General features: G+C 52.7%; 20 protein-coding genes and 3 pseudogenes. 15 read left to right on the forward strand and 8 right to left on the reverse strand.

All coding sequences use genetic code 11. The annotated features are described in order from the left end of the window. Nucleotides 1–934 precede the first annotated feature (934 nt). Entirely contained in the window at nucleotides 935–2155 is a 1221-nt protein-coding gene (locus ACRYA2_RS19435) for an LVIVD repeat-containing protein (protein ID WP_433631982.1), read from the reverse strand. Between the two features lie 418 nt (nucleotides 2156–2573). On the opposite strand from ACRYA2_RS19435, the gene ACRYA2_RS19440 reads away from it, so the two are divergent. Together ACRYA2_RS19440 and ACRYA2_RS19445 are read left to right on the forward strand one after the other, a co-directional pair. Next, entirely contained in the window at nucleotides 2574–2864 is a 291-nt protein-coding gene (locus ACRYA2_RS19440; protein ID WP_433632222.1) for a PadR family transcriptional regulator, read from the forward strand. A 536-nt stretch (nucleotides 2865–3400) separates the two neighbouring features. Further along, nucleotides 3401–3673 carry a HalOD1 output domain-containing protein gene (locus ACRYA2_RS19445; protein WP_433631985.1) on the forward strand — a complete coding sequence of 91 codons (273 nt, stop codon included), beginning with the start codon at nucleotides 3401–3403 and terminating at the stop codon, nucleotides 3671–3673. A gap of 18 nt (nucleotides 3674–3691) precedes the next feature. Here the strand turns inward: ACRYA2_RS19445 and ACRYA2_RS19450 are convergent, their stop codons facing one another. Both ACRYA2_RS19450 and ACRYA2_RS19455 read right to left on the reverse strand, forming a co-directional pair. After that, nucleotides 3692–4375, reverse strand: a complete 684-nt coding sequence (locus ACRYA2_RS19450) for a helix-turn-helix domain-containing protein (protein WP_433631987.1) — start codon at nucleotides 4373–4375, stop codon at nucleotides 3692–3694. A gap of 57 nt (nucleotides 4376–4432) precedes the next feature. Further along, a complete protein-coding gene (locus ACRYA2_RS19455; RefSeq protein WP_433631989.1) occupies nucleotides 4433–5677 on the reverse strand; it encodes an RNA-guided endonuclease InsQ/TnpB family protein in 1245 nt (414 codons plus the stop codon). Nucleotides 5678–6208: 531 nt separating this feature from the next. Here ACRYA2_RS19455 and ACRYA2_RS19460 point away from each other — a divergent pair. Next, nucleotides 6209–7489 carry an RNA-guided endonuclease InsQ/TnpB family protein gene (locus ACRYA2_RS19460; RefSeq protein ID WP_433631992.1) on the forward strand — a complete coding sequence of 427 codons (1281 nt, stop codon included), beginning with the start codon at nucleotides 6209–6211 and terminating at the stop codon, nucleotides 7487–7489. Between the two features lie 417 nt (nucleotides 7490–7906). On the opposite strand, the pseudogene ACRYA2_RS19465 reads toward ACRYA2_RS19460, so the two are convergent. Beyond that, nucleotides 7907–8353: pseudogene (locus ACRYA2_RS19465) on the reverse strand (RNA-guided endonuclease InsQ/TnpB family protein); the annotation flags it as partial. Between the two features lie 216 nt (nucleotides 8354–8569). On the opposite strand from ACRYA2_RS19465, the gene ACRYA2_RS19470 reads away from it, so the two are divergent. The 5 genes and pseudogenes from ACRYA2_RS19470 (at nucleotide 8570) to ACRYA2_RS19490 (ending at nucleotide 12905) form a co-directional block, all read left to right on the forward strand. Then, a complete protein-coding gene (locus ACRYA2_RS19470) occupies nucleotides 8570–8725 on the forward strand; it encodes a ribbon-helix-helix protein, CopG family (protein WP_433631995.1) in 156 nt (51 codons plus the stop codon). A gap of 1338 nt (nucleotides 8726–10063) precedes the next feature. Next, the gene (radA, locus tag ACRYA2_RS19475) at nucleotides 10064–11095 is read left to right on the forward strand and encodes a DNA repair and recombination protein RadA (RefSeq protein WP_433631997.1); all 1032 of its coding nucleotides are present in this window, start codon (nucleotides 10064–10066) and stop codon (nucleotides 11093–11095) included. A gap of 461 nt (nucleotides 11096–11556) precedes the next feature. Next, entirely contained in the window at nucleotides 11557–11760 is a 204-nt protein-coding gene (locus tag ACRYA2_RS19480; protein WP_433632000.1) for a hypothetical protein, read from the forward strand. A gap of 443 nt (nucleotides 11761–12203) precedes the next feature. Further along, nucleotides 12204–12347 (forward strand): hypothetical protein, encoded by a 144-nt coding sequence (locus ACRYA2_RS19485; protein WP_433632003.1) that lies wholly within the window; start codon nucleotides 12204–12206, stop codon nucleotides 12345–12347. 134 nt (nucleotides 12348–12481) lie between these two features. Further along, nucleotides 12482–12905 (forward strand): annotated as a pseudogene (locus tag ACRYA2_RS19490) (zinc ribbon domain-containing protein). Here the strand turns inward: ACRYA2_RS19490 and ACRYA2_RS19495 are convergent. After that, entirely contained in the window at nucleotides 12882–13145 is a 264-nt protein-coding gene (locus ACRYA2_RS19495; RefSeq protein ID WP_433632005.1) for a HalOD1 output domain-containing protein, read from the reverse strand. The pseudogene ACRYA2_RS19490 and the gene ACRYA2_RS19495 overlap by 24 nt on opposite strands. A gap of 294 nt (nucleotides 13146–13439) precedes the next feature. Between ACRYA2_RS19495 and ACRYA2_RS19500 the strand changes: the two genes are divergently transcribed. The 4 genes from ACRYA2_RS19500 (at nucleotide 13440) to ACRYA2_RS19515 (ending at nucleotide 16030) form a co-directional block, all read left to right on the forward strand. Continuing rightward, nucleotides 13440–13787 carry a DUF7344 domain-containing protein gene (locus ACRYA2_RS19500; protein WP_433632007.1) on the forward strand — a complete coding sequence of 116 codons (348 nt, stop codon included), beginning with the start codon at nucleotides 13440–13442 and terminating at the stop codon, nucleotides 13785–13787. Nucleotides 13788–13953: 166 nt separating this feature from the next. Beyond that, nucleotides 13954–14217 (forward strand): HalOD1 output domain-containing protein, encoded by a 264-nt coding sequence (locus ACRYA2_RS19505; RefSeq protein ID WP_433632010.1) that lies wholly within the window; start codon nucleotides 13954–13956, stop codon nucleotides 14215–14217. A gap of 303 nt (nucleotides 14218–14520) precedes the next feature. After that, nucleotides 14521–14871, forward strand: a complete 351-nt coding sequence (locus tag ACRYA2_RS19510) for a DUF7344 domain-containing protein (RefSeq protein ID WP_433632012.1) — start codon at nucleotides 14521–14523, stop codon at nucleotides 14869–14871. Between the two features lie 442 nt (nucleotides 14872–15313). Then, on the forward strand, nucleotides 15314–16030 hold the full coding sequence (locus ACRYA2_RS19515) for a deacylase (protein WP_433632015.1): 717 nt from the start codon (nucleotides 15314–15316) through the stop codon (nucleotides 16028–16030). Between the two features lie 7 nt (nucleotides 16031–16037). Here ACRYA2_RS19515 and ACRYA2_RS19520 read toward each other — a convergent pair. Beyond that, nucleotides 16038–16112: pseudogene (locus tag ACRYA2_RS19520) on the reverse strand (IS200/IS605 family transposase); the annotation flags it as partial. 254 nt (nucleotides 16113–16366) lie between these two features. On the opposite strand from ACRYA2_RS19520, the gene tbsP reads away from it, so the two are divergent. Further along, the gene (tbsP, locus tag ACRYA2_RS19525; RefSeq protein WP_433632017.1) at nucleotides 16367–17158 is read left to right on the forward strand and encodes a transcriptional regulator TbsP; all 792 of its coding nucleotides are present in this window, start codon (nucleotides 16367–16369) and stop codon (nucleotides 17156–17158) included. Nucleotides 17159–18006: 848 nt separating this feature from the next. Here tbsP and ACRYA2_RS19530 read toward each other — a convergent pair. Beyond that, nucleotides 18007–19164, reverse strand: a complete 1158-nt coding sequence (locus tag ACRYA2_RS19530; RefSeq protein WP_433632020.1) for a glycosyltransferase family 4 protein — start codon at nucleotides 19162–19164, stop codon at nucleotides 18007–18009. A 268-nt stretch (nucleotides 19165–19432) separates the two neighbouring features. Between ACRYA2_RS19530 and tnpA the strand changes: the two genes are divergently transcribed. Together tnpA and ACRYA2_RS19540 are read left to right on the forward strand one after the other, a co-directional pair. After that, complete coding sequence (tnpA, locus tag ACRYA2_RS19535; RefSeq protein WP_433632023.1) at nucleotides 19433–19840, forward strand: IS200/IS605 family transposase; 408 nt, start codon at nucleotides 19433–19435, stop codon at nucleotides 19838–19840. Next, complete coding sequence (locus ACRYA2_RS19540) at nucleotides 19840–21075, forward strand: RNA-guided endonuclease InsQ/TnpB family protein (RefSeq protein WP_433632026.1); 1236 nt, start codon at nucleotides 19840–19842, stop codon at nucleotides 21073–21075. Before tnpA ends, ACRYA2_RS19540 begins: the two co-directional genes overlap by 1 nt. Nucleotides 21076–21086: 11 nt before the next feature. Here ACRYA2_RS19540 and ACRYA2_RS19545 read toward each other — a convergent pair whose 3' ends face one another. Next, entirely contained in the window at nucleotides 21087–22217 is a 1131-nt protein-coding gene (locus ACRYA2_RS19545; protein ID WP_433632028.1) for a glycosyltransferase family 4 protein, read from the reverse strand. Between the last annotated feature and the right edge of the window lie 87 nt (nucleotides 22218–22304).

The following is a 22304-nucleotide window of genomic DNA, read 5'->3' on the forward strand; positions in this document are numbered from 1 at the left end:
AGAAACCTCCTGGGTCTACCACTCAACACCGGCTATCCGTTCGTCGGGTTGAAGGGTTCAGTACTATCGTCTACGAGGTCATCAAAAGAACGGCATAAGGGGGGACCTACTTACCCCCAGTCTTGCGACCGAGGGGTTTCAGGCAGACGAGTTCGGCCTGTTCCACGCCCCGAGCGTGTACGGTGGCCCGCTCTCAACTCGTCCACGTCACCCCGATGATGGAACAGTGTTTCAATCAGCACGCAGTCGGCGGGCAGACGGAGGGGGACGTTTCGAGTCTCGCTGGGTCGTGGTCGCCCGCAACACTGCCGCTTGTTCCGGTTATCCCGGGCATCGGCGCGGGCAAGCTCGTTGCGACCGTGGTTCCCACCGTCGAAAAGCCGGTGGTCTGCCGTGGGAGGCCAGCAGTGGTCGTCCGAGCAGGCCTGTGGCCGTCTTGCTTGCCACATGTTGGCTTACCACGCGACTATTATATACTTTCCCCCTATTCTCACATGAGAAAAATCGGCCGAAAGAACGGCACCCCCGACGTGTCATGCTCGTGTACCCATCTACACTTTCTCAATCGCTACAAACGTCCGTCCTACTAGAGTCGTGCGATCAGTGGCCTTAGCGGTTGAAGAGTTACTCAGATCCGAGGTAAGTACGACCGAGAGCTGATCGGCAGCGAGTGGACTGTCGCTATCCAGGTGGTCCAGAATCTTGTCTGCAGTAGAAAGCACGTCCGGGGTCATAACCGAACGGCGACCACTGATGTGGGTCACAAAATTCATACTCCCTTTGGGGGTTCCACGGCCTCTAGGTCGTAGAGGGAATCGCTTTGAATGTATAGATACTAGTTACCATGTCGCTGGGATGGATCGATCTGTGCACCCTCGTTCGGGGTATCGAAGTCGGTCATATCGAAGATCTCAACTGACTCCGACTCGATAATTTATTGATGTTCTATTTCTGGTTCAGTTGGTCTTTCATCACCATCGAACGCTGGCGGCTGTGCCGTTCCCTCATCGGGATGGAGGAATACAACGCCACCACCGATATCGCCAGCCACTGTGAACCCGCGACTTCGGACAGCTGTCCAGAACGACGATCCTTCAGCGGCGTAATGGCCTAGTTCAGTTGGATTAGCAGGGTCCGTAATATCGTGGAGTGTGACGCCGCCGTTGTACCATGATGCGTGCAACTGGTTGTTGGTCACGTCGAAGTTGTGTGATGTCCGGAAAACATCGATCTCGGGGGGATCGATACGTGCCACCTGTTTGGGTGCATCGTAGTCTGAAACGTCGAACACGCTGATACCGCCGTAGTCATCATTGTCCGGGTTTTCAACATAGCCGCCTGGGAATGTCTCTGCTCCGACGTACACGTACTGGCCGTCCGGTGAGGGCTGGACATAATGGGCGTTTCCGGGCAGAGTGAGATACCGTTCATCTCGAGAGGAGCTTGGTAGTGGTGTGTCGGCTCCGGGTGCATCGCCGAACTGTGTTACTAGTGTTGGGTCCGTTGGGTCGCTAATGTCTGTGATGACGACGCCCGCATCCCAGAACGCCTGGTACAGGAAGTCGCCCTGAACATAGATGTCGTGACAGGGATTGATCCCGGCCGCTGCGAATGCGGGGAAGTGGTCCGAAAGTCGGAATTCACCAATCTTCTCTGGACTCGTTGGGTCGCTAACATCAATGATATCGGTTCGGGCTTCACTAAAGGGAGCCTCGTCGGATTCATTGATCGTCAAGTAAGCATACCCATCCGCCAGGAAGTTGTTGTGGACAGAGTGACCGGTGCGATAGAACGTCACCTCCTGTGGATCAGTCGGCGTGCTAATATCCACTAGCGTAACTCCTGGGCCGCCGTTGCTCGCTAAACTGGCGAGATTGCCGTCAACTTTAACGTCGAGGATACCTCCTGCCGGGTCGTTTGCAGTGAGGGTAGCAACGAGTTCGGGCCGGCCTGGATGACGTCCGTCGACAACTGCCATCCCAGATCCAGTAGCGGCATAGACGTAGTTGTTCTGCGTAACTACTTCTGTCGTACCGTTGACGGCCTGTTCGCTAAACAGACGCATCCCTTCGGCGTGGTTTTCGCTGTCACCACCTGGAGAGGGATGTGCGCCTGCAGTGCCGACAATGCCAGATGCTATGAGACCGCCAGTCATCTTCAGAACAGTACGTCGTGTTGACCGTGTTGTTGAGTTTCGTGTCATCGTTTGATCACCGTGGTTGTGAGTCAGTTACGTCGAGTGGGGCGGGCGTCTTTCTGAACACGTAGAGACCGGTCTGCATGTCACTCATAACGACGATATCATGCCCTACGCTGCCGGAGCAGTTTCCGTACTGTTCGTCGGTCAGTGTTCATTATTGAACTCCTTCCCAAGATAATATCATTCCGACACCTATTATTGTTTGTTATGTGAAAGTAGGCTGTTAATACCACCCTAGTATAGAGGGGAGCAGGGTCAGAAATTCGGCGCTTTTATACCAAATATTACTCAGCTTAATTTTCGCAAACGTATGAGGGTGTTGCCTGCCATAAGGAAGTTAATAGAGCGGGGGGTAATCCCGGATTGGATAACAATGCATGACCTGACTGGCTTCCAACGAGACTTGCTGTACGTCGTCAATGGGTTAGACGACCCACACGGACTCGCAATCAAAGACGAACTCGAGGACTACTATGGGACAGAAATCCACCACGGGCGACTGTATCCAAACCTGGATACACTCGTCGAGAAAAGCCTCGTCGAGAAAGGCCAGGTGGACCGCCGGACGAACTACTATACGCTGACCCAGCGTGGCCGGAAAGAAGTCGAAGGGCGAAACAACTGGGAACAACAATACCTCGAACAGGAAGCAATCTCGGACTGACACAGAACGAGCGGAAGCCCACCTCTGACGGGGTGGGAGGATGTCAAAACTACGCTGGTCACCCTCATTATCGGCAGGCCATTCCATCACCGGCTCAAACCGCTTCCACACAGCTACAGGGGTGTTGGTAGAGGGTCCATAAGTAGCGCTAACCCCACTGAGATTGCATTCCCTTGCGATTGAAGACGTTTGACCCCCAAGCATTGGATATCAAGGTTCGCAACTAATCTATTCTTGCGGGGGAACCCCCCTTATTATATCAAGTAGGCGCACTGTTGGCCGTGCCAACTGACAGTTACTCCTCTTCACTGAGAAATTCGGAGCTAGTGTCTTCCAAATATCCTCCGAATAAAATTTAGAATAATTGAATTGAATGCTCTCAACCGCGGTACTGCCTTGAGGTGTAGGTACTAATACTAAGACCGTCACTCTCCCATATTCAAAAACCGCAGCTCCAGGTGAGTAGACTACTTGTGAGACGGCAAAACAACACTACGAGAAAGACAGGCAATGGCCAAGCAAATAAGACATATACAATGCAATGGAGAAAGGGAACAGGAAGGTCACCGTCGACTGCTGTAGTTCAGACAGTTGCAGCGGAGATAGGCGTTCCACCTCAAGAGTTGCGTCCACTTTACCAGACTATCAATCCCGACGCTCTTGATTCGCTCTTTTCGTCGAAAGATCAATCCAATCTTCGTTCAAATGAAAATATAGTAGTGAGTTTTGAATTTGAAGGCTGTGACGTGACTGTCTCTGGCGACGGATGCATTGCTATTGTCCTACCTGATAGTGACGAAGAACAATGACACGTTGAGTCACGGTAGCTATTCAAACAGTGTGGACAGGACTTTTCGTTCAGCAGCATGAATATGTTGTGAAAAGGTGGCTGACGAAATGCCAAGTTCTTCGGCAACCTCTTGGCCTGTACATTCACGTGGCCACTCGTAATACCCCGCTTCGAATGCGGTCTGAAGAACCATCTGCTGTCGATCAGTGAGTTGTTCGTGAAGAATCTGTTTGAACGCCCAGTCATTGAACAAGGGGGTAGAATGATCTTTGTTTCGTTTGGTGATGAGCTCTGCTTCCGGATATTGAGTAAGAAAGGTATCCACAATTACTGCTGGGTCATCGTTAGATAGGGAAGGAAACTCAGCAACGATATGGCCCTCTCCATTGACACTTCGGACTGTTCGTGGGAGAGCGCCAAGTTCGGCCAATGCCACAGCAGGGCAGTTATCAGATACATTGAATTCGAATAGTCCTTCCTGGTCAGCTTCTCGTAGAAGCTGGGCAGTGACTGTTTCATGTGTCGCTGCAAGCTCAAGAATTCGGTGAGGATCAGCTCCCTTCACGGTGAAGAACTCTGCATACTCTCCCTCCGAACGTGGAATCATTTCCAGAAGATCAAATTGACATTTTTCGGCCTTAGAAGCGGCGATAAAGGGATACTCCGCATCAGTGATCGTGAACTCAAATTCAAGGACGGGGGCTGATGTAGGCTTACTCATTGGAAGAAGTCGTCTAGCATCACTAGTGAATTTTCCGGTCAAGTGAACTACCCCGACCTACTCACTCGCCGCTGACGCGGCTCGTTCCTTGAGGTCGGGGCTTCCTGCTTCGATGACGCGCTTTGCAGGAACCGAAGTGGTTCCCGTCGGGAGCGCAGTCTCCACAGGCGGTGATTCGGAGTGTCCCACTCCTACGTCTTGCAGACCGCGAGAAAGGATGTTCCACGCCGCGTTCGCGTCCCTGTCCGCCTCAAACCCGCAGGCAGGACAGGAGTGTTCACGGACCCACAGCGGTTTGTCCGTCTCGACGCCACACGACGCGCACTCTTTGGTCGTCCCTCTCGGGGTGACCGCCACGAAGTGCGTTCCTTCGCGTTCGCACTTGCACTCAAGCATCGACAGGAACGTGCGCCACGCCGCCGACGCGGTGTTGCGGCTGTTCGACGGACTTTCCATCATCCCCGCGACGTTCAAGTCTTCGACGGCCACGAGGTCGTACTCTCGGGCGTAGTACCGCGAGAGTTTGTGGAGAAAGTCACGGCGCTTGCGTCGGAGGTCGGCGTGACACTCCGCGACTTGACGCCGTTGCTTCTCCCAGTTGTTCGACCCGTGTTGCTTCCGCGAGAGCTTCCGTTGCTCGCGCTCCAAGCGCTCATGCTCGTCAGAGAGGTCGAGTGATTCGACGGCGTGACCGTCGGTGTCGTGGGCGTACGTGAGTATGCCAACGTCGATACCGACGCACCGCTCGGGATTCTCGGGCGGTTCTGGTGGTTCACGGTCCATTTCGACACCGAACGTGGCGAACCACTCGCCCGTTGGTTCTTTCTTGAGCGTGACCTGCTTGAGGTTGGCGTCGTCGGGGATGGCGCGGTGAAGCCGAATCGGGATGTCCGCGAGTTTCGAGAGTGACAGGACAGGCTGACCGCCCTTCTTGTCGAGCTTGAAGCCAGACTGATTGTACGTGAAACTGCGGAACTCCCGTGGCGGCTTCCACTTCAACGCGCCGACGGAGTAGCCGTTTTCCTTGAGTGCGGAAAGGCTACTCAGGTTGTCGAACAGCCGCTCCACAACGGCTTGGAGTACCTTTGAGTACACGTCCGAGAGGCCGTCCCACCACTGTTTGAGGTCGGGTAGCTCCGACCGTAGCGTAGTCATGGACGGCAACTCGCCGTGTTCATTGCGGTACTCGTTGAGGCGGTAGCGGGTGTGATTGTACAGTTGCCGACAAATATCGCGGTGGCGGTCCAATTCCTCTTGGTGGGCATCGGACGGCTCAAGGCGATATTTGTAGGCGTAGAACATTCGCTACTCGTGTTCCTCGATGTACTCGTCAAGCCGCTCACGGATGAACGATGAGAGATTCAGGTGGTGTTCCTGAATCCACTCGTGTTGGTCCTCTCGGAGCGTGATTGTGGTCCGTTTCACCGTATGCATAGTATATACTCTATGCACAAAAACGTGGCGATTGCGTGAGCCTGTGGACCAACAGTAGTATCATGTATGACCAAATGATGACGGCGCTGTATCCCCACCCTACTGCGCTACTCGGCCTTCGGCCTGTGTTGCTCGTTGAGGACGGGGGCTTAGCGCCTCAATTCAGCTAAACTGTCACAAATGGCAATGCCCTCCAGTGATGTCCTCGCTCACTGTTTACGGCGAGGGTTCCCACAGTGTGGGAACTCGGCCTATTACGGAGATGCAAGGAGAAAGCCCCGCCCTTTAGGGCGGGGATGAATCCGACACTACCCTACACCAACCACCGCTCGATGGCACGGCAGGATATTCTACGCTCGAATCCATACCTTCAAGTAACTATCTCTACATAGGTTACGTATGGCGAAACAGGTCGTCACACGCACCTACACTGCTTCCATACGGAACCAGCAACAGGTGCAAGACGACCTCGACGCCCTCGGGTTCGCCGCCAGTAAACTCTGGAACGTCGGAAGGTGGACAATCAGTCGCGTCTGGGGTGAAATCGACTACATCCCAGAACACGACGAACTCACCGCCTACCTCAAGTCCCACGAACGCTACGATGACCTCCATTCTCAGTCAAGTCAGCGAGTCCTGCAAGAACTCGCTGAGGCGTTCAACGGCTGGTACGGCAAACGACGCAACGGAGACACACGGGCGAACCCTCCCAGCTACCGTAAGCACGGTGACGAACACCCCCGAAGCACGGTCACGTTCAAGAACAAAGGCTTCAAACTCGATACCCAGTACAACCGAGTCCGGCTCAGCAAAGGCTCGAACCTGAAAGACTACTGGTCGGACTTCATCCTCTGTGAGTACGAAACTCATCCCGATGTTGACCTCTCCACCGTGGAGAACGTCCAACAAGTACGGGCCGTCTGGACGGGCGACGATTGGGAACTACACTTCGTCTGCAAAGACGAAATCGAAGTGTCAGAGGCACCCGGCGAAAAGACAGTGGGTGTTGACCTCGGTATCAACAACTTCGCCGCGCTCGCCTACGAGGACGGTCACAGCGAACTCTACCCGTTGAATTGTCTGAAGCAGGACGACTACTACTTCAGCAAGCGCATTGCTCGGTGTGATGACTCCGACTCCGAGCAAGCCACACGGTTGAACCAGAAGAAATCGGCTCGTCGCGCCCACTACTTCCATACGCTCTCCAAGCACATCGTCCGACGATGTGTTGACGAGGGAGTTGGAACCATCGCGGTGGGTGACCTCTCCGGTATCCGCGAGGACGAGGAGAACGGGGAGTCGAAGAACTGGGGTAAGCACGGTAACTTGGACTTGCATTCGTGGGCGTTCGACCGCTTCACCGACCTACTCGAATACAAGGCCGAGATGGAAGGCATCACGGTTGAGGAAGTGTCTGAGCGTGATACGTCGAAGTCGTGTTCGTGTTGCGGTCGGAAGCGTGACGCGAACCGTGTGGAGCGGGGGTTGTACGTGTGCGATGAGTGTGGAACGGTGGCGAACGCTGATGTGAATGGTGCCGAGAACATTCGACAGAAAGTATCTCCGAGTCTCGCCTGTGATGGGGGAGATAGGAGTAACGGCTGGTTGGCACAGCCTTCGACGTACCTGTTCGACCGAGAGAGCGGCTGCTTCGCACCGCGAGAACAGGCTATGTCGTAAACCACAATATCCCAAACGCGGTCGGGAATCCTCGCCCTTCAGGGCGGGGAGGATGTCAACGGTACGGTTTCAGGGCCTACTCTCCTGACGTCGACGGGACGGGCTTCGTCCCTCGGTCGGAGCGTCCTGTGGCACCGCCACATGCACTCGTCTTTGTAAGCGGGTCATCGCCACGCGATTTCTCAACGTGGCTTTCTCCGAAGTGGTCGAACCCTGCAATCTGTACTGGCACGGTTATGCCTTTTAACCGGGCTCGCGGCACCGCAGACTGGATGAAATGTGGTCCCTATCTTCCGGTGGCTTTCCCGGGGAAGATACGGTAGACCCGAGATAATGGAGTGACTGAAAACAAAACGGGTAGGCTAGCGTACTAGGAGACACCAGTAGCACAGGTGAATCGCCTCGGGGCTTGACCCCGAGGCTTCCCGTTTCGATGACGTGACTTGCAGACATGCGCTGAAAGTCAGGCGTGTCCGTAGCGGTCACAGGCTCCACGGGCGCCTCTTCGGGCCATCCTAGCCCTAATTCAGAAAATCCTCTCTTAAGGACGTTCATCGACGCATTCGCGTCTCTAGCGGTCTCGAACCTACACGCCGGACATGAGTGTTCACGCACCCAGATTGGCTTCGCCGCATCCACACCACACGACGCACACTCTTTGGTCGTCCCTTTGGCTTCGACTTGCTTGACGTGTGTGCCGGGCAGGTCGGCCTCGTATTCGAGGAGCGTGATGAACTGTCGCCACGCCACATCTTGCTTGTTCCGAGTGCTTCCATCTGCTCGAAGCATTCCTGCCACGTTGAGATCTTCCATGAACACGGCATCGTACTCTTTGACGAGCCACGTCGTTATCTTGTGCTGGTAGCTCGTAGTCCCAGCGGACGTGGTTATAGAGTTGGCGATGAACGTCGAGATGGTGTTCCAGTCACTCCGCTAGCTCTGGTGTCGGGTAGGCGTGGTAGCGGTGACTGTGTTCCATCTCTGTCTCTTGGTTAATATGTGCTCACTTGATGGTTTACTCAAGTTGGCAGTCACACGTCTGACATAGATATTTCCGTCTGGTTGATTGACGACATTCCTATGGACTACGCAGATATTGAGATGGAGGCGGTCACGATCGAACTCACGGATGAGGAACTCGAGCAGATTGACCACCTTGCTTTTACACAGCACCGAGATAACAGCGATGCAGCAATACGCGACCTTCTCGATGAGTGGCTGAAAAACCAGAAGTAAACTCGCTGACTCTGCTACTTGCTTATCAGCGCAGTCGGTAGGAGATCGCGTGGCGAAGATACCGTTGTGGGCTGATACCCCGGTATCGTCGGTACTGAACGACAATGCCGGATCCAATTAGCAGAAGCCAGAGGAGGACGTTCGTCCCAAGCGTCGTCCAAGTTTCACTCTGGAAAATTGGAAGCAATGTGCTCCAATGGAGAGCAAACTGCTGGAGGAGACTCGCTCCAACAAGACTTGTCGCACTGACCAGAAACAAAAAGTAAAACTTCCAGATGAAGATACTCACGACCCCCCCGAAAAGCATTGCAATGACGGCTGGTGAAACTGAATGTGGGAGGAGCGACCGACTGGGAATTGCCCCCAATTGGTCGGGGTGAGCCAGCACCCAGTAGAGAAGGGACGAAAAAATGACGAAGCACGTTGCGATGGTGGCAACCTGCTGCAGAGAGCGAGCGACGTAACTCCCTATGATACCGCCAAAGAAAGCCCCAGCCAACGAAACAAGAATCAGCTCAAAAGGAGATGCAGTACCGAACGTAGATGAAATGAAAAGCCGTGCGGCGAAACTGCCAACCAGAGCACCGCCTAGCCCACCGAAGAGCGACGTAAGCCGGGTCACAAACGAATAGCCGAAATACGTAAAGAAGACTCCAATCCCTGTTGCTAGTACGACGATGCTGGTGGTAAGGAGATCAGGTACCATCGGGTCGTGTCCCAGGTACTCGTGCTCTACTCCATTAAACAATTCGATTGATTATATCGAATATTGTATAATAATTCGAAGCAAGCGAAACCATGCGGGGGTGACCTCCTCCTCGCCGTGAACGGCGAGGCTTCCCACGTCCGCACCGCAACGCTGGTTTGGGATATTTGCTGGTTGACGACCCGTCGGCATGACAGGCCGATGGCGGGGCCACACCGCCGTTACTCCTATCCCGGCATGGGACTCGGAGTTATCTTCACCGAGACACCACAGCGGTTCGAGAGGGTGTCTCGAACATCGAGGGTCTCGGAGTCCCGATATTGTGCATTTAGAGGGGCGGTGAAACCGCCTCGGTGTACGTCATGCTATACCACGCACCTACTTAAATATCCGTGTTAACGTCAGAACGTGGCTTGTGGAGGGAGTTGTCGGATTCACGCCCGCCGTAAACGGCGGGATTCTCTCCTCGAAGAAAGATAGAAGGTGAACTACCCCATCCTACCGCTCGCCTGACGGCTCGCGCTTGCGGGTAGGGCTTCAGACAACGGTTGAACTGTGCAAAACTACAGTCGTAGTCACTTTCACTATCCTGTTAACGGGCGTTTATATCCTAGGGGATAGTAGGCATACATATGGGTGGGGTAGAACTCAGAAGCCTACCACGGGTTGGGCCAGCCATCGTCGAAAAGCTTACTGCTGCTGGTTTTGACTCGTACGAGGCGCTGGCCGTCGCAAGTCCTGGCGAGCTTAGCAATACCGCTGATATCGGCGAGAGTACAGCCGCCGACATCATTCAGGCCGCGCGCGACGCCGCGGATATCGGCGACTTCGAAACGGGAACAGCCGTGCTGGAACGTCGCAAACAGATCGGGAAAGTCAGCTTGCTCATTGATGAAGTCGATGACTTGCTCGGCGGCGGCATCGAAACACAATCAATTACCGAATTCTACGGCGAGTTCGGCTCCGGGAAATCCCAAATCACCCATCAGTTGTGCATAAACGTACAACTACCCGAAACGCACGGTGGACTCGATGGGCAAGCAATCTTTATTGATTCCGAAGACACATTCCGTCCCAGTCGCATCGATGAAATGGTCCGGGGGCTACCCGATGAGGTACTCGCTGCACTTCTCGCCCAGCGGAACATTGAGGGCGATCCAACTGACGAAGACACGATCGAGACACTCGTTGAGGACGTCCTCGACAAGATCCATGTCGCGAAGGCATTCAATAGCACTCACCAGATCCTGCTTGCAGAGAAAGCCCACGAACTCGCCAACAAGCATGCCGATACGGAATGGCCGATTGTATTGGTATGTGTCGACTCGCTAATTGCACACTTCCGGGCCGAATATCTCGGGCGAGGAGAACTCGCCGAACGCCAGCAGAAACTAAACAAACATCTCCACGATCTTATGCGGATTGCAAATTTGCACAATGCGGCAATCGTCGTGACGAATCAAGTAACTGCAGATCCAGACTCATTTTTCGGTGATCCCACCCGACCAATCGGCGGTCACATCCTCGGGCACAGCAGTACCGTTCGAGTGTATCTCCGCAAGGCGAAAGGCGACAGACGGATCGTCCGACTTGTAGATGCGCCGAATCTACCCGAAGGCGAAGCCGTACTCCGTATCGGTGGGGCGGGGCTCAAGCCCGAGTAGCCCGACCTGAAATTGCCAGCGAAAACTCCGGTCGGGTACGATACGCGCGAAGGTACGCTATATCACAGCTTGACCGCCGCTTCAAGACGGAGGGAGATACTTATGAAAGCTTCTGGTGCCTAGGACTGTCCAGCTTTGAGCGCTCAACGGGATTGTACGTCTTTTCGAGTTTTGGGGGACAAACTATACAAACTGGTTGTGAAGACACTCACTCCAGACAGAATGTTTCGACGGTAATTGTAAATTCTATTTCGCCGTAGTGGATGTAAATACGTTCGTTAAGGATAGATATCGGAAGAATCGACCGTTCCCGGTCGTTGATGTCCTGAGCATAAATGTGAGGTCAATTCCGCAGCTAGCGCTACATTATTATGTAGACAATTCTAAAACAGATCTAAAATATGGATCGTCGCCGCTTGCCAACCTATGCTCGATCTGCGCTCAACACGCTTCGACGGACGGTGGCTGCGAGCAACAGCGACCATAACGGATTGTCGACTCGGGAAGCACGGACAGTGCTAGCCGATGAAGAAGAACTCTCCAAGGCAGGGGTCGAGAATGTGCTTGAAGTGCTCCACAATCATGGCGAGATTTACTACGTCGGCGAGGAAGTCCGCATTACCGAGATGGAGCTCTCCAACACCGATGTTCGAAACAACTCATAGTTTACCATGGCGGGAAGACTTTTAATTACGAATGAGATTATTGTAACTGCCGGGTGTTGCCTTTGACTATGGGGCTCACGCCCGGCCGCCAGAGAGCCTTGGAGGGCTCGCACGGAGCAGAGAGGTCATCCTGGACTGTCTCTCTGCTCCGTGCTTCGACGTTGTCGTCGACTCGACAGACGAGAGCCGGAACGGAGGGTGGATCCACTCTCCGTGTTCCTTAGAGCGACGCTGGTAGAACTCTCAACAATCAGTCTGGGTGTGGTTGGTTCTTCCCGGACCAACTTTCCTCAATGGAGAAAGAACGTTGCAGTGACGCTTCTCGGCCCAAACCACCATCACAGAAGTCACGCTTAAAAAAGAGCCGACCGACGAGTGGTTTGCCATCTTCGGCATCGAACGCAACTGCAACACACTAGCAACGCCTGGGCATCCAGAGAAGTATGTCGGCATCGACGTGGGGATTCTCACGTCCCCCCGACACGGACAGCTTTGCCGTCGGGTCGCTCATCCTCTCCGACGAATGCGAACGACTGGAACACGAGCAACGGAAGCTCTCGCGGAAGGAACCCGACTCGAACAACTAAGAGAAATAACACCGGAAGGTGGCCGAATGTCATCAGCAAATCAAGCGAAAGCGGCGTGACTTTCTCCATCGGTTGTCGGGTACTACGCTCTGGAGTACGACCTCGTGGCCGTCGAAGACCTCAACGTGAAGGGAATGTTGGACTCACCGAAGAACAGTTGGAACACGACGTCAGCTACATGGCATACCTTCTGGCAGATGCTCAAATACAAATGCGAACGTGAGGAGACGTACTTCGTGGCGGTCGAACCCGAAGGCACGACCAAAGAGTGTACCCAGTGTGGCGTCGAGACGAACAAACCGTTGTGGGGTGCGAGATCATTCTTGTCCCGCGTGCGGCTTCGAAGCAGACAGAGATGCGAACGCAGCGTGGAATATTCTTTCTCGTGGTCTTCAAGATGTAGGAGTAGTTCACTCCGAACGAACGCTTGTGGAGACTGCGCTCCCTACGAGAACCACTCCGGTTCCTGCACAGCGCATCGTGGAAGCAGGAAGTCCTGTCCTCATCGAGGGGGTAGGGCGGGGTAGTTCACTCTTATCCGTCAGCTTTCTTAACTAGGTTCGTAGACACGTCTCCTGAACTATGGATGTCCACCTCATAGCCGGCATATTCGAATGTAACTCGGCCGTCTGTTCGTGTCTCTCCGCTATAGGTCGGTGCGAAGAGACAATCTAACGCATCGGGGTTGATGGCCTCAGAGAGCGGAGGGAGTTCTCGCTGCGAGCAGTCGGCGGCGTCGGCGACTGCGGCTATGACCTGATCAGTTAGTGATTCTGAGTTTGTGGGGTTGTCGGTCATGGTATGGTGTCTCCAGGTGGTCGTGCTGTTCTCTCTCTGCTCTATGGGGTAGGATAGAGGCACTTCTAAAAAACTATTTTATTAATGCTCTATAATAAAGGTTCATAAATACGTAGATAAAATATATAAGTTAGTTAATGTGGTAATCTATTATAAATATATTTAAATATACATATGAGTGCAGCCAATAATGATTAGTGGGTTGGTAACGAATAGCAATAGATGAGGCACAATACTGGATGACCGCCTATCGCAGCAAGATCGGGGCACTACCGGTCACTGATCCAATAACACATGACACCACATTCACCGTCAGCAAACGAGGAGGTACCGAAACACTCCGTTGATGAGATTTGTCGTCTTCTAGTTGATGCCCACCGACGCCACGTCCTCTATTACTTAGAAATTGGCTCTACGAAGACTGCAACGCTTGACGAACTGGTCGCATACCTCTGTGAGGCAATTGGTGACTTTGACACTCCACAACAGGTGCGAACGAGATTAGTTCATCAGCATCTCCCATATCTTGCCGATTATAATGTCATTGAGTACGACCAGCGGAGTGAGACAGTTCGCTATAGAGAGAAACACCACATTGCGGTCTTTCTGACTCTTGCTGCCAGATACGAGGATTCCATATAACACCTTCATTCGGATGTGATAGACTACATTCATATGACTTAAAATGATGGCGATGGTTGTGAGAGTATCCTCACGGAACTGGGGATGCAGACCAATAACAGGCTAATCAAATTTGCAGAGGTGAGCGGAAACAATGACTAATACCAAGAATCCACAATGCCAACTAATGAACTCTGAGCTCTCCAACGACAGCCAGGACGTCCCTTTGGAAATAGCAATCATCACGCACGTCGTAGCTCAGAAAAACGTTGATCCAACCAAACTTGAGCCGCTCCATGATGTTATCGATCCAGATGCCCTCAAGAGACTCTTTGCCCCCCAATTCGATGGAACACCACGGACTACCGGACAGGTGGTGTTCACATACAGTGGCTATCGCGTCACCGTAACGAGCGACGGTGACATCCAGGCAATCCCACTTGACGAATAGTCGGGGAGATTGCTACGAGACACGCTGGCGAATTCTACCCTAGCCATGTGAAGGCGGAAACAGATAGAGAGCTACTACAAAGAGGAAATGTTTTATCCTTTTTTATGAGACTTCTCTGTAGCGAGCGAACGACGAAATGATTGAGTGAGGCAGATTATTATAATGTATCTATATAAAATATTAATAGGCTGCAGGAAGGATATAGCCATGAAGTGGCATCGACAGACAGAGAGTCGCGTGACATGAAAGCGATGCAGGGAGGTGGTCTCTAGTATCACCACTCACACGAGGATCCATCAACCAATGACTGCACCATCCGACAACGACTATGCACCGACCTCACGCCACTCACTCGATACCGTGTTCGAATTACTCGCTGATGCCCAGCGACGGGCTGTCTTGCAATATTTCACTACCCAAGACACAGACGTTGCCGAGCTTACTGAACTTGCAGCCCACGTTCATGGGGAAATCAATAAGGACTCCTCGCAACAGCGTGTACAGCTCACCCTCTGCCAGATTCATCTGCCAAAACTAGCTGAACATGGTGTCATCGAGTATGACCAGCGGAGTCAAACGGTCCGCTATCGGGGTGGGGCTACTGTTGAAGCACTGCTCACGATCACTATGTGTTTTGAAACTCCTGTCCGATAGCCCGATCGACAGTACGTCAGAGCCATACGCTACAGTTGCAAGCATAGGGTAGGTACTAACCGAATAATGATGCAGCAAGTATGTATCACGCATTAGTCAAGTGTTCAACCGTAAAGACTGCATAGGAGAGGGTTTCCAAACGAGGGCCGTGACTGCAATGCTGGCCTTCAGATTAGGTTTGTACGCGGTGTTAACTGAATGACAAGCAGTAGCATCAATAGAGTAATCTCATCCTACGGTAGTTCAAGCACGGTAATCTCGTGATCTAATGCTAGAACTAACGAAAAGAGTATAATATTCTCGGTTGTCAAATGTTCCGATGTCGGATAAGATAAATAGAAAAAGTGGCGAAGAAACGACGGACAAACCGACCAGCTCCCGCCGAAGATTCTTATCGAAATCTGTAGGCGCACTTGCATCGACTTCGACGATTGGAGCGAGTATGGGGGTTGCCACAGCGGAGTCACGCTGGTCATACACACTCCGTGACGGAACTGAAGACGAGACCGACGTGTACGTTATTGAATCGGGGAAGACGGGACCGACTGCGTACGTCACCGGCGGATTCCACGGCAACGAGGAGAGCGGGTATCTTGCAGCAGATGGCGTTACAGGATGGTCCATCGACCAAGGAACGCTCGTCGTGTTACCGCGAGCCAATCCTGTGGCAATCGAACAGGGGACATACATGAATCACAGTGGGAACCTCAACCGGCAGTTCCCCTCCGGCGAGAAACCGACAACGCCGCTCGCACGCGCTATCTGGGAGAGTATTGACCGCCACAATCCAGATACAGTCTTGGCGCTCCACACCTCGAAGGGCATTCTCTGGGAGGACGAAGGCCCTAGCGGTGTGGGACAGGCGATCTATCCAACTCTCTCTGAGGGGTCCAAAGAGGATGCATCTCGGACTGCGGATTATCTAAACAACTACCACATCCCCGACTCGTTCCCTGAATACTACAACTTCAAGCGAGGGATCACTCTTGATGGTGACCGGCCACTCCTCATCCACAAGGTATCAGCAGATATGCGGATTCCAGGATCACTTGTGGAAACCACATCATACAACACCACCCTCGATAGGCGCATCAACTGGCAGCTCAACGCTGTGCGGCACCTGCTCCGTCGGCACGGTATCAACCGGACTTACAACTGAAGTCAATGTACAATTTGGTTTGTACACGGTCTACGACCTCGTTGACGAGTACCAAGGTACGGTACTTCGGCAACCACGCCATGTGGTAGTTGACATTGTCGGTCGCATGCCGTTGGTTTTCATCCACATTCCACACTATTAGCCTGTATAAAACACGAAAGTGGATGCACAGAAGTATTCTTCGTAGATATATACTTCTACATTATAACTGCTACAGGTTTTCTTTTTTGTGTTACGCTCCTCTTTCCTCTAGTGTAGCCCTCTATTTCGATTTACAGTACGAGCAGAACAAAGGCCTTCCTACTGGTAATAGTGGGTATGTCGTCAGAAACTGCTGTGCTCGATCAGGAATTCGATGAAACGCTCCAATCATTGTTTGAGGATGCCGAAACAATCCTCATAGTGAACCCCGCACCGGCGGTTTTTCGAACAACTATGTTGACAGCCTCTACGTTTGAAGGCGAACTTCCGGATCTCCAGGTGCTTGCAGATTCAGACGTATTAAAATCGGCAGTCGAAGATTTCATCCTGGCCAGCCAGATCGCAGACTTAGTTCAGCAAGAAACACTGTCACTTCGGACGACGACGGACATCGCACGGAATTCGTTGTTCGTCAGTGATAGCCAAATAATTACAGTACTAACCCTCGATGGAGAACTAACGGGGCTCACGTCAACGGATTCTGATTTTGTCGACACTGTCCGGGCAACATTCCTGGAGGAGTGGGAAGCTGGTGATACGTTTAGCTTGCGAACGCCACCGCTTTCACGCGTAACGGAAACGCTCAACGAACAGTTTGGAGCGGACGTCAAAGATGACTTTATGATGATGCTGGAATCAGTTGATACTGTTCCTGGTGAGGATGACGAGCTAGACGAGGTCACAGTCGCGCTGTTGGTTGGCGCAAACAACAACGAGCTACTCTACGACATCAGTAAATGGGGTGAAGACACTGGACTTGCGAGCAAAGCAACCTTTTCTCGGACAAAAACACAGCTTGAAGACCGAGGCCTAATCGACACAGAGAAGGTGCCGATCGAAGTCGGTCGTCCGCGTCTCCGATTACTTTTATTAGCGGACGGACTCCAAGATGTCGAGAGCCTCGCTGAGCAGGTTACGACAAAGTAAGGGCTATCCTGCACCAATTGACTCTTCCTGCGAAGGAATGAGTGGGCTAGTCTCACACCCTGTGAACAGCTAAGTGGTCTCCGTCTGTAGCGTCGCGGTCAGCCCTTGCCAGGCTAGCACCCGGCGATATATTATAGGATATTCTGCCCCTAAAATCTTGGCATAGAGGAGATATAAGAATAACTCTAATTTCTCTCCTCCTGTCCGGACATTAGCGCACGAAACTCCCAACATTGTGACTAATCGGTGACAATTTCGGACAGAATTCTTGTATACGGACCTCTGGCGGTTGATCACCAAAGAGTGCCTTATGGCACAGATTCTGCTGTCATTGGCAGTATTAATTAAAATGTATTTGTTATTTATTCCGGGTTGGTTGTTCCTTGTGAGAAAGCGTGGAATAATCCACGCTTTAAAGGAGGGAACCATCCTGACTGATATGCCGAGTGCGTCACTTTCCCTAGTCGCCTGCACCCGACAATTAATTATAGACCATTCGCACTAAAAAATCTTTCGTGGCAGATGAAAGCAGGGGGAAGGACGATTGCGAAGCTAGTCTTAGAACGATCTCAGAATCACGAGATACAAAGGAACATGGGTGAGCCACGTTCCCAATCACGTCCACGCCCTCGGTAACAATGTCGGGTGGAAGCCAATGTCACGCCAGCACCCGACATACAACTCCAGAACATTCAATCTTAAAAATTTTAGTGTAGAGGCAGGGAAATAGAGGGCGGATAACCACAGAGCCGCAAAACAGTGAACGTTAACGGAGACTACTCTCCTGCCGTTGCAAACGGGTAGAACGGGAGTCCACGCTGAATCCCACGGCTAAAGCCGTGAATAGCTCAACTTTGCTTGTTCGGAGAGCACTGGTTGTAAGCCTTTGAGATCTGTGCGGCAGTTTGCTCCCAGGAGAACTGTTGTGCTCGCTGAAGTCCACGCTGGCGAGAGTCAGCTCGCATTTCATGATCAGACCAAAGATGGCGAATCGCATCCGTAATTGCGTCATAGTCTTGCGGTTCAACCGTGATTGCGGCATCACCGGCAACCTCTGGGAGGGAGGAGCAGCTGGAGGTAATGACAGGCGTTCCAGATTGGAGTGCTTCTAGAACTGGCAGTCCAAATCCTTCATAGAGTGAGGGGAAAATGAAAACAGATGCCATGTTGTACAACAACGGGAGATCTTCTTCAGGAACGTATCCAGTAAATATAATATCGTCTTTGAATCCGCATTGCTGATATTTTTCTGCGAACTCTTCGTCTACGAGGTGCTTTTTGCCGACGATGACGAGAGGTGGCCGTTCATCGTCTGTCATAGACTCCATTGCGTCTAGAAGTCCCGTGAGATTCTTTCTTGGCTCAATATTACCGACATATAGTAAGAACCGTTCTGGAAGGTCAAACTCTTCACGTAAGCGCTCCCGGGTTTGTTGAGTGAGATCCCGAGGTTGATATCGATCGTTTGCCGCGCCAGGAGCCACTATAATGTTCTGCGGCGGGATATCATAATATTTCAGTATGTCCTGTTTGGAGTGTTCAGAGACGGTGATGACCCGGTCAGCTTTCCAGAGTGCCCCCATAAGTGAGACATGGAGATATCCACGGTATGCAGTCGGATGTGCGTCAGGATACTCGCGGTGAATGACGTCATGGACGACAACAACGCTCGGACCGTCGAATGGGATTGGTTGGACAAAATTGGGCCCAAAGAACGCATCAATGTCGTCCTGTTGAAGCGCACGGTATAGTGTGACGTTCACCCACCAGGCTGGGCTTGCCGGACCAAACGCTCGGTCAACGAGTTGTGGAGAAGAGATTGGCCGCCAGATAAGTGTCGTATCGTCTGGAACAGTTATGTTCGATGGGTGTCCATCAGCACGTGCGTCATAATATGCGTACAGAGTGTGCTCTGAGAACGCACCTGCTTCAATGATACTCACAAGATAATTGCCGACGCCAGATACATCTCCAACAGCCGTTCGTGCGTCGAGTCCAATTTTCACGTTTGAATCTTCCGTTTGGGGATTATAACTTATTCCATAACGATATTGTCCAATTTATATCGACTATAATCCATATTTAGCCAAAAATCAATATCTAGATTAGCTAATCGTGGCGCTAAGCCCCTTTCCTCCACGTAGTGAGCGGAGCGAACGGAGTAGGGAGGGGATACAGCGCCGCACAGTTCTCAAACGTGTTCGGTAGCCACCCCACAGGCCCACGCAGTCGGCAGCTTTTTGCGTTAGGGTATCGTACTAACTACTGAACCCAATGCAGTACGACCTCGATTCAGGTTCGCATTCGGTCTACTCGCTCCACTATCACCTGATACTCACGACAAAGTATCGGCGAGGAGTGCTAACCGAAGAACGAACCAACTTCATTCGAGGCGTCATCGAAGGGTTCGCGGACAACTACGGCGTCGAACTCGTCAATCTCGACGGCGAGGACGACCACATACACGTCCTGTTCCGAGCGAAGCCGACCACAGACCTCGTGAAATTCATCAACACCGTGAAGAGTTCGACCGCCCGTCGCATCCGCAACGAGTACGAGGATGAACTGAAGAACGAACTGTGGGGCGATTCGTTTTGGAACAGTTCCTACTGCCTCCTCTCGACGGGGCAGGTATCGCTCGACGTTCTGAAACAATACGTCGAAGAGCAACGAGAGTCCTGATGTACTACTCCTACAAGTATCGACTCAAGCCGTCCGACGCCCACCGCGAGGAGTTGGACCGCCACCGCGATATTTGTCGGCAAACGTACAACCACTTTCGCCACCGACTCGGCGAGTACCGCCAGGAACACGGCGAACTTCCGTCCATGACCTCGCTTCGGTCGGAGCTACCTGACCTCAAGAAGTGGTGGAACGACCTCACCGACGTGTACTCAAAGGTCCTTCAGACCGTCGTAGAACGGCTGTTCGACAATCTCAAGGGCCTCTCCGCGCTCAAGCAGAAGGGGTACGGCGTCGGGATACTCAAGTGGAAACCGCCACGGGAGTTCCGTAGTTTCACGTACAGTCAATCCGGCTTCAAGCTCGACAAGAAGGGCGGTCGGACGCTACTGTGCCTCTCAAAACTCGGCGACATACCGATACGGCTCCACCGCGAGATACCCAACGACGCGAAACTCAAGCAGGTCACGCTCAAGAAGGAGCCGACCGGTGAGTGGTACGCTACCTTCGGCGTCGAACTCGACCGTGAGCCGCCGACGAAACCCGAGAATCCCGAGCGGTGCGTCGGCATCGACGTCGGGATTCTCAAGTACGCCCACGATACCGACGGTCACGCCGTCGGGTCGCTCGACCTCTCCGACGAACGCGAGCGGCTTGAACGCGAGCAACGCAAGCTCTCACGGAAGAGATACGGGTCAAACAACTACGAACGTCAGCGTCGGCGAGTGGCGAACTGTCACGCCGACCTGAAGCGAAAGCGTCGGGATTTCCTTCACAAGCTCTCGGCGTACTACGCTCGGGAATACGACCTCGTAGCGGTCGAGGACTTGAACGTGAAGGGGATGCTCGAATCCCCATCGAACAGTCGAAACACGGCGTCCGCCGCGTGGCGAACGTTCCTCTCGCTACTCGAATACAAGTGTGAGCGGAACGGGACGCACTTCGTCGCCGTCGAACCGGCGGGAACGACGAAGGAATGCGCGGCATGCGGTGTCTCGACCGAGAAGCCGTTGTGGGTCCGCGAACACTCTTGTCCGTCGTGCGGTTCCACGGCGGATAGGGACGCGAATGCGGCGTGGAACATTCTTTCTCGGGGCATCAAGCAGGTAGGAGTGGGACACTCCGAATCAACGCCTGTGGAGGCTGCGCTCCCTGTGGATACGTCCGTATCTGCAAAGCGCGTCGTTGAAGCAGGAAGCCCTACCCGCAAGCGCGAGCCGTCAGGCGAGCGGTAGGGTAGGGTAGTTCACTTAGTCACTTCCTGACTTACGATCTCTTGGACTTCCTCACGGAATCTGGTTCGGCCGAAGCGATCACCAATAGGCGGTAGGGAGTCTCTCAGCTTTTGTTCGAGCTCCGGATCAGAGAGAACGGCGTCAATTTTCTCGACAGCATCTGAGACTGACGTGTAAAGGAGTTCTGAGCGCCTGTTCACTATTTCGGGTTGCCCGCCACTGTCGGGGATGAATGGGAGAGTGTTGCCTGCGACCATCTCAGCAACCACCATTCCAAAGTGTTCGTTAGGTTTGCCATGCAGACCGTACCGATGGCTACTAACCATCTGCGTCAGCTCATCGTGACTAAGTTCGTTTTCGATATGGATGTAATCGTATTTGCTGGCTACCTCCTCTACCTTCTGCTGGTATTCAGACATATGATCTGGTCCAATAAGGTGTAAATGGACAGCATGCCCCAGTTCACGAAGGCGAACGACGATTTCGATATTACGGAGAATTTTCTTGTCAGGAGCAAACCGACCAATCGAAACAAATCCTGGCTCCTGGTCTGAAAGAGGAGGAGTAGCGAACGCTTCGGCGTTCACAGGTGGATAGACGGTCGTTGGCTGGACATCGTATTCATCGGCGACAAGCTCTCCTATCCAATCTGAATTCGTTAATATTCGTCCTGACTGAAGCTGTTTCGGTGTCACACTGGCAACTCGCTGGCAAAGCTGTTTGTAGAGACTCCGTGCCGTGCTTTGTGTCCGTGCGTCAAGCGCGTACTCGGGTTCAGCGTACAGTGGATGATGGATGTAGAGTAGAAATTGATTCGCTGTGCCGAATTCGTTGTATGTTCCGATCACCAAATCAAATGACTCTACGGCATCTTGCACGCAACGATTGAGAACTGCATATTTGAAGAGGCCAATTTTGTCCTCCGTAACTGTATTCAATAAACGATTCGTCGTTGGGACTGAGACCGTCAGCTGTTTGATCTCCGTATTATAGTACTGATTCAGTTCCTCGAAATCCGGGGTTGCTGTGGTGAAGAGAGTAACGTCATGGTCGTCTTGCAGTGCTTCGAGGACGTTGAGAGAGACAGATTCTGCGCCTCCTTTGACGGCGAAATCAGGATGGACGACTGCGATCTTAGCCATATTGTGTATCACTCTCTTGTGAGGGCGACAGTAGTCTGTTTTAGATGCACAAGCATTATGCTTCCGTCCGAGTTAGCACTCTAATAG

The sequence above is a fragment of the Halomicrococcus pelagicus genome (genome assembly GCF_050954125.1).

Coding starts and splice junctions, on each gene's coding strand:
- ACRYA2_RS19435 (WP_433631982.1), bottom strand. CDS start 2,155: ATGACTGGCGGTCTCATAGCATCTGGCATTGTCGGCACTGCAGGCGCA.
- ACRYA2_RS19440 (WP_433632222.1), top strand. CDS start 2,574: ATGCATGACCTGACTGGCTTCCAACGAGACTTGCTGTACGTCGTCAAT.
- ACRYA2_RS19445 (WP_433631985.1), top strand. CDS start 3,401: ATGCAATGGAGAAAGGGAACAGGAAGGTCACCGTCGACTGCTGTAGTT.
- ACRYA2_RS19450 (WP_433631987.1), bottom strand. CDS start 4,375: ATGAGTAAGCCTACATCAGCCCCCGTCCTTGAATTTGAGTTCACGATC.
- ACRYA2_RS19455 (WP_433631989.1), bottom strand. CDS start 5,677: ATGTTCTACGCCTACAAATATCGCCTTGAGCCGTCCGATGCCCACCAA.
- ACRYA2_RS19460 (WP_433631992.1), top strand. CDS start 6,209: ATGGCGAAACAGGTCGTCACACGCACCTACACTGCTTCCATACGGAAC.
- ACRYA2_RS19470 (WP_433631995.1), top strand. CDS start 8,570: ATGGACTACGCAGATATTGAGATGGAGGCGGTCACGATCGAACTCACG.
- radA (WP_433631997.1), top strand. CDS start 10,064: ATGGGTGGGGTAGAACTCAGAAGCCTACCACGGGTTGGGCCAGCCATC.
- ACRYA2_RS19485 (WP_433632003.1), top strand. CDS start 12,204: ATGTCGGCATCGACGTGGGGATTCTCACGTCCCCCCGACACGGACAGC.
- ACRYA2_RS19495 (WP_433632005.1), bottom strand. CDS start 13,145: ATGACCGACAACCCCACAAACTCAGAATCACTAACTGATCAGGTCATA.
- ACRYA2_RS19500 (WP_433632007.1), top strand. CDS start 13,440: ATGACACCACATTCACCGTCAGCAAACGAGGAGGTACCGAAACACTCC.
- ACRYA2_RS19505 (WP_433632010.1), top strand. CDS start 13,954: ATGAACTCTGAGCTCTCCAACGACAGCCAGGACGTCCCTTTGGAAATA.
- ACRYA2_RS19510 (WP_433632012.1), top strand. CDS start 14,521: ATGACTGCACCATCCGACAACGACTATGCACCGACCTCACGCCACTCA.
- ACRYA2_RS19515 (WP_433632015.1), top strand. CDS start 15,314: ATGGGGGTTGCCACAGCGGAGTCACGCTGGTCATACACACTCCGTGAC.
- tnpA (WP_433632023.1), top strand. CDS start 19,433: ATGCAGTACGACCTCGATTCAGGTTCGCATTCGGTCTACTCGCTCCAC.
- ACRYA2_RS19540 (WP_433632026.1), top strand. CDS start 19,840: ATGTACTACTCCTACAAGTATCGACTCAAGCCGTCCGACGCCCACCGC.
- ACRYA2_RS19545 (WP_433632028.1), bottom strand. CDS start 22,217: ATGGCTAAGATCGCAGTCGTCCATCCTGATTTCGCCGTCAAAGGAGGC.